Annotated in this window: 8 protein-coding genes; 2 read left to right on the top strand and 6 right to left on the bottom strand. The window is 46.0% G+C overall.

Features of this window, described 5'->3' with window-relative positions; all coding sequences use genetic code 11:
• Nucleotides 1-27: 27 nt before the first annotated feature.
• From racE to ACEYCN_RS04125, 6 genes are all read right to left on the bottom strand, one after another.
• Nucleotides 28-822 carry a glutamate racemase gene (racE, locus tag ACEYCN_RS04150; protein ID WP_373713040.1) on the bottom strand — a complete coding sequence of 265 codons (795 nt, stop codon included), beginning with the start codon at nucleotides 820-822 and terminating at the stop codon, nucleotides 28-30.
• A gap of 142 nt (nucleotides 823-964) precedes the next feature.
• Nucleotides 965-1201 carry a YneF family protein gene (locus ACEYCN_RS04145; RefSeq protein WP_373713039.1) on the bottom strand — a complete coding sequence of 79 codons (237 nt, stop codon included), beginning with the start codon at nucleotides 1199-1201 and terminating at the stop codon, nucleotides 965-967.
• An 83-nt stretch (nucleotides 1202-1284) separates the two neighbouring features.
• Nucleotides 1285-2526, bottom strand: a complete 1242-nt coding sequence (locus ACEYCN_RS04140; RefSeq protein WP_373713038.1) for a diaminopimelate decarboxylase — start codon at nucleotides 2524-2526, stop codon at nucleotides 1285-1287.
• Between the two features lie 323 nt (nucleotides 2527-2849).
• Entirely contained in the window at nucleotides 2850-3545 is a 696-nt protein-coding gene (locus ACEYCN_RS04135; protein WP_373713037.1) for a Bax inhibitor-1/YccA family protein, read from the bottom strand.
• A 25-nt stretch (nucleotides 3546-3570) separates the two neighbouring features.
• Nucleotides 3571-4059: an HD domain-containing protein gene (locus ACEYCN_RS04130; protein WP_373713036.1), complete on the bottom strand. Its 489-nt coding sequence runs from the start codon at nucleotides 4057-4059 to the stop codon at nucleotides 3571-3573.
• Between the two features lie 50 nt (nucleotides 4060-4109).
• Complete coding sequence (locus ACEYCN_RS04125) at nucleotides 4110-4850, bottom strand: TrmH family RNA methyltransferase (protein WP_373713035.1); 741 nt, start codon at nucleotides 4848-4850, stop codon at nucleotides 4110-4112.
• Between the two features lie 79 nt (nucleotides 4851-4929).
• Here ACEYCN_RS04125 and ACEYCN_RS04120 point away from each other — a divergent pair, with 79 nt between their 5' ends.
• Nucleotides 4930-5208: an acylphosphatase gene (locus ACEYCN_RS04120; RefSeq protein WP_373713034.1), complete on the top strand. Its 279-nt coding sequence runs from the start codon at nucleotides 4930-4932 to the stop codon at nucleotides 5206-5208.
• Between the two features lie 70 nt (nucleotides 5209-5278).
• Complete coding sequence (yidC, locus tag ACEYCN_RS04115; RefSeq protein WP_373713033.1) at nucleotides 5279-6184, top strand: membrane protein insertase YidC; 906 nt, start codon at nucleotides 5279-5281, stop codon at nucleotides 6182-6184.
• Nucleotides 6185-6226: the final 42 nt, after the last annotated feature.

Raw genomic sequence — 6226 nt, 5'->3', positions numbered from 1 at the left:
CATCTCTGTATTCGTAAATCTTTTCTGTCATAGGGTTACATGCTCCACTGTCAGATCCATGGCCAACCAGTCTTCAGCAATTTCTCGAAAGGCTGCTGGGCTGGCCGTTGTGTAAAAGGTATGATGGAGAGGCTCTGCTGTCCGACTCCGGTTAATTTCAAAATAATTGAGCAAGACCGAGATATCCCGCGCGCACTCTGCTCCAGAATCAATGAGCTTGACTCCCTTGCCCATAACATTTTGGATGATGGGTCGCAAAAGAGGATAGTGGGTACAGCCCAGCACCACCGTGTCCACCTTGCCAGCCATACCGCGCAGGGTTTCATAAACTACTTTTTTGGCCAGGCTGGACTGGTAGTTGTTGGATTCTACCAGGGGGACAAATTTGGGACAGGCTAGATTTTCCACCTCAGTACCTGGGGAGAGGGCCTGAATCTTCTGTCTGTAAATGTCAGATTGGATGGTCATGGGGGTCCCAAGGACGCCAATCTTCCCAGTTTGGGTGGCCTTGATGGCGGCTGATGCCCCTGGCAAAATAACTCCCAACACAGGAATATCCAATTTCTCCTTGACCTCTTCCCAAGCCACGGCTGTTGCAGTGTTGCAGGCAAAGACGATCATTTTGACATTCTTGGTCAGCAGGAAGTTGACCAATTCCCAAGTAAAGGTCCTGATTTGCTCGGCCGGCCTTGGACCATAGGGAGCCCTAGCCGAATCACCGATATATACTATTTCTTCGTGGGGAAGCTGGCGCATGAGCTCACGGGCCACCGTCAGCCCCCCTACACCAGAATCCAAAAATCCGATTGGTCGATTATCCATATTCTTAGCTAGTTGGGGCCAAAGACCTGACCCTCGTCCATTCCTTCTCTACTTTAAAGAATAGCTTGTCAGCTTTCTTCTCATGCTTCTGGCCGACTGGCTCCAAAAAGGGACTTGGGAGTGTATCCCAGTCCCATTATTCTTATTTTTTCTTTGCAGCCTGTTTTTGCTGGGCCTTGATTTGACGGAAGGCCTGTTGAACTTTTGCTTCGCTCGGTTTTTGGCCCATCTGGGTCATCATGACACGAAGGGCATTCTCATCTAAAATCGGCTTATCAGCAATCATCTTTTCAACTTGTTTGCGGGCAATAAACATCCCCAGAAGGACTCCACCTGCCAAAGCGAGGATGATCAATAAAACGGCTAAACCAAGATTCATGTTGTTTCTATCTCCTTAGATTGTATTCCCCTTATTATACCAAATTCCCAAGTGATTGACAATTGCAAATCACCTCCAAATTCCTAGAAATCAAAGCCAGAGATAGTTGCAAAATAATCCTCCATGGTTTCCGCCCGGCGAATCAAGCGAGGGCTGCCATCTTCTTGCAGGAGAATCTCAGCCGAACGGAGGCGGCCATTGTAATTGTAGCCCATAGAGAAGCCGTGGGCTCCTGCATCATGGATGATTAGGGTATCCCCTACGCGAACCTGAGGCAATTCACGATGTTTGGCAAACTTGTCATTATTCTCACAGAGGCTGCCCGTCACGTCCACCACTTCCAAGGGACCATCTGGATTGGAAATATTGGTGATGTGGTGATAAGCCCCGTAGAAGGCCGGCCGCATGAGGTTGGCTGCAGAGGCATCCACGCCAATATAGCGGCGATAGGTATCCTTGATGTGGAGGACCTTGGTGACCAAGTGGCCATGTGGCGCCAACATGAAGCGGCCCAATTCGGTATAGATCTTCACATTGCCCAGACCATTTGGCACCAAAATCGCATCGAATTGGGCATGGACACCGGCCCCAATGAGGGCAATATCATTTTGCTGGTTTTCAGGGGTGTAGTCCACTCCAATGCCCCCTGATAGGTCAATAAAGTCCAATTCAACACCCGTTTTTTCCTTAATCTCAACAGCCAGTTCAAAGAGCTGGGCGGCCAGGGTCGGGTAATAGTCATTGGTGACGGTATTTGAGGCCAGAAAGGCATGGAGACCAAATTTTTGAACCCCCTTGGCCTTCAAGTCCTTGTAGCCTTGGATTAACTGGGCCTTGGTCATCCCGAACTTGGACTCTTCTGGATGGTCCATGATGTCTGTCCCCAGTGAGAAGACACCGCCAGGATTGTAACGGAGCGAAACAGTCTCAGGCAGGCCAGCCACTTCTTCCAAAAAGGCGATGTGTTCGTAAGCATCCAGATTGATGATGGCATTGACCTTGCGGGCCAACTGATACTCTGAAGCCTTGGTCACATTGGAGGTGAAACAGATGTCCTTGAAGCCCAGGCGCTCGGCCATGACCAATTCCGTATCAGTGGCACAGTCCACTCCGCAGCCCTCTTCCTGTAAAATTTTCAAAATGGCAGGTGTCGGCGTTGCCTTAACAGCGAAATATTCCTTAAATCCTGGATTCCAGGCAAAGGCCGCATTTACAGCCCGAGCTGTCTCACGGATCCCCTTTTCATCATAGAGGTGAAAGGGCGTTGGAAATTGGGCTGTAATGGCATCTAGCTGTTCTGCGGTCACAAAGGGGGTCTTGGTCATATATCTTTCTCCTTTTAGTTTTCTATTATACCATAGAATAAAAAATCAGTCAGACTTAGCTGACTGACTATTCATTTTTAAAGACAAGAGCGAGGCAAAAGAGGGAATTCCATTTTAGCAAGGCAAAGAAAAGTACGTTTCTTTGAGAATAAACCTCTTCGACTATGGCGGATTCAAATCCCTATCGATCAATAACTAATTCTTTTCTCCTCTCATCCGTTCTCCCTGGAAATATAACAATGGTCTAGAAAAAACACCCCAATGGTTAGATACAGAATCTAACCATTGGGGTGCCGCTCACTAAGCTAATGGTTTTTCATCAATTAGTCTCTACTTCCAAAGATACGGAGCAGATTGAGGAAGAGATTGACAAAGTCAAGATAGAGTTGCAGTGCTAGTGAAATGGCCCAACCTTCTTGAACATTACCGCCTGTCTCCTCAAAAACATAGCGAATGCGTTGGTTGTCATAGGCAATCAAGCCTGCGAAAATCACCACTGAAATCAGAGAAATGATATAGCTCATACCTGAACTTTGCAGGAACATATTGACCACGCTCGCGATAATGACACCAATCAATGCCGCAATCAGAGCCTGGCCCATGGCTGATAAATTCTTCTTGGTCGTTGCACCAATAATGGCCATAACTGCAAACATACCGACAGCAGTGACAAAGGATAGAAGGACTGTTTCACCTGTATAAGCCCAGAGAACAATACTGATTGTAAAACCATTCAGTGCTGAATAGGCAATAAAGAGAGGTAGTGCCATTGGGCTATTTTTAGCTGCTGCTGTTGAAGCAAAGAGAACTAAAGCAATCTCTGCTATCATAATGCCCCAGATAACAAAGCGACCACCCATCACAAGATTAAGGGTTGCTTCAAAAAATACTGTTAGGGACAAATAAGCTACAAGGGCGGAAAGACCCACACCGACAGCTACATAGCCATAAATTTTTGCAAAGAAGCGGTTGAGGGCTGTAATCTCAGACTGCTCCATAATAATGGGATTGTTGTTCATGATATATCTCCTTTTAATTTATATTTTATGGCATTTTCAGACGAAGAATCTTCCGATTTTTCCACTTATGCTGCCAGGGTAGGGTCGCTTCTCTTACGGCCCAATACTTGTCCACACAGGTCACAATCCAGGCTTCCTTATAGCGCGGTGGCGCAATGGTCGCCCCAAACATGTGTTTGACAATAATATCTTTTTCGATTTTGTTTAGTGACGTTAACTTTTGAGCATTTCTGACTGCGATTCGGGGATGAATCCAGGCATGGCTCTTGTTAAACTTTGTGTCTCGCCAGTCATAAAAGAACAAATCATGCAAGAGACCACCTCTAGCAGTGGATTTGGCATCCCAGCCAAATTTCTTGGCCAGTTTATAGCTGGTGTAAGACACATTGATGGAATGTTCTAGTCGGGTCGAATGGTAATGATGGGTAATTTCTCCCAAACGTTGCACCTTTGCCGAATCGATCAAGTGGCCGACATGCTCCATATATTCTACATCCTTTAGATAGGCTGTCATGGTTTCACCTCGTTCCTGAAATTATTATAGCATAGTTTACTCTTAATTACTTAAATAAAACTAAATAATAAAATTCCTGCTGCTACGGCCACATTAAGACTTTCTGCCTGACCGGGCATGGAAATGTGAACCAACTGATCAGCTTCTTGGGCCATCAAATCGGAAATTCCCTGCCCCTCATTGCCCATAACTAGTGCAAAGGAAGTGGGGACCGTCACTTCTTTATAGTCCATCGAATCCTGAGAAAGGGTGCTTGCAAAAACAGGGATGTCTTGGGCCCGAAAAAGCTGGAGCAGTTCTGACATATTAACCCGAAAAATCGGCAGATGAAAGTGGCTGCCCTGCATAGACCGCAAGACCTTCATGCTATAAATATCTGCTGATTTTTCAGAAATAAAGACTCCATCATAGCCAGCCGCATCCGCCGTCCGAATCATGGTTCCGACATTGCCTGGATCCTGGACATCTTCTAAGACCAAAAATTTCCCCGATAACTGACCAGGCGGTTCTTGCTGCGGCAGAGAGAGCTGGGCGACGACCCCTTGAGGGGTCACACTATCAGACAATTCCGCCAGTACTTCTGGACTGACAAGCTTGACCAGTTCTGGTTGGTTTAGTCGGTGTAAGCCTTCTTCTGTTACAAAAATCTGTTCAATCTGAGCCCCTGACTTTTGGGCTTCCTCCAGCAAATGCCAGCCATCAATCAAATAAGAAGTTTTCCGATATTTTTTCTGAAGTAATTTCTTGGTTTGTTTGATTAGCTGATTGCTTTTTGAACGAATAATGTCCATGCAGTTCCCCATTTTCTTTCTTTGCCAACAATGATATAATAAAGTAAAGTTCTTGTCAAAGAGATAGGAGGATAGGAACATGAGAAAGGTCAAAATGATTGCCTCCGGTCGTGTGCAGGGTGTTGGTTTTCGTTGGTCTGTCCAGTTTTTAGCCATGGAAATCGGCGACATCTATGGTCGTGTCTGGAATAACGAGGATGGCACGGTCACAATATTGGCTCAGTCGGACAATTCAGAAAAACTCAGTAAATTCATCCATGAAATCCGAAAAGGCCCTTCCCGCATGGCCAAGGTCACCTATTTGGATGTCACCATGGCCAACTTTGAAGATTTTACCGATTTTAGGATGGCCAACTGAGGTCTGACTTGAATAATTGGCCAAAAACCAGTAAAATAGAATTTATCTTGAAAAAAAAGGAAATAATATCGTGAATAAAATCAAACGTATCTTGTTATCGGGCTTTGCCCTATCAAGTTTGCTCTTTCTATCTGGCTGCGTGAGTGTAGACAAAAGCGGAAACCCTACAGGCTGGGTCTGGGACCTAATCGGTCAACCCATGGCCAATGTCATCACCTACTTTGCTGAAAATCAAGGCTTGGGATTTGGTGTTGGAATTATTATCGTGACCCTTCTGGTACGTATTTTGATCCTGCCGCTGGGTCTCTACCAATCTTGGAAGGCCAGCATCCAGTCTGAAAAGATGAACTATCTTAAACCAATTCTGGCTCCTCTTCAGGAAAAAATGAAGACTGCCAGCACCCAGGCGGAACAAATGGCTGCCCAACAGGCTTATTTCGCCGCTCAAAAAGAATACGGTGTCAGCATGTTCGGCGGAATAGGTTGCCTACCACTGCTCATCCAGATGCCCTTCTTCTCAGCGCTCTTCTTTGCTGCCCGCTATACCGACGGGATTGCAGAAGCTAAATTTATGGGAATCAATCTTGGAAGCCGAAGCCTAATTTTGATTGCCCTTGCTGGACTCTTCTACTTTGCCCAATCTCTCCTCATGCAGGTCGGTATGGACGAAGAACAGAAAAAACAAAGCCGCTCCATCATGCTGCTGAATCCACTCATGATCATGTTCTTCTCTTGGTCATCTCCAGCAGGTGTAACTCTCTACTGGGTAGTTGGGGGGCTGTTTGGTATCATCCAACAAGCCATTACCAACTTTGTGATAAAGCCAAAGATTCGCAAGCAAATCGAAGAAGAATTTGCCAAGAATCCTCCAAAGGCTCCAAAAGTGGCCAAGGATGTCACACCGAAGGCAAGTTCAGCCATTCAAGAACCTAAAAAGAAAAACAACCGCAATGCCGGTAAACAAAGAAGCAGATAAAGAGGGCAAACCTCTTCCACCATCAGCCTAGCTGATGGTTTT

This window comes from Streptococcus sp. (assembly GCF_041802885.1).
Classification (GTDB): Bacteria; Bacillota; Bacilli; order Lactobacillales; family Streptococcaceae; genus Streptococcus.
The sequence above is the reverse complement of the archived record's forward strand: the minus strand, read 5'-3'. Positions and strand labels throughout refer to the sequence as shown.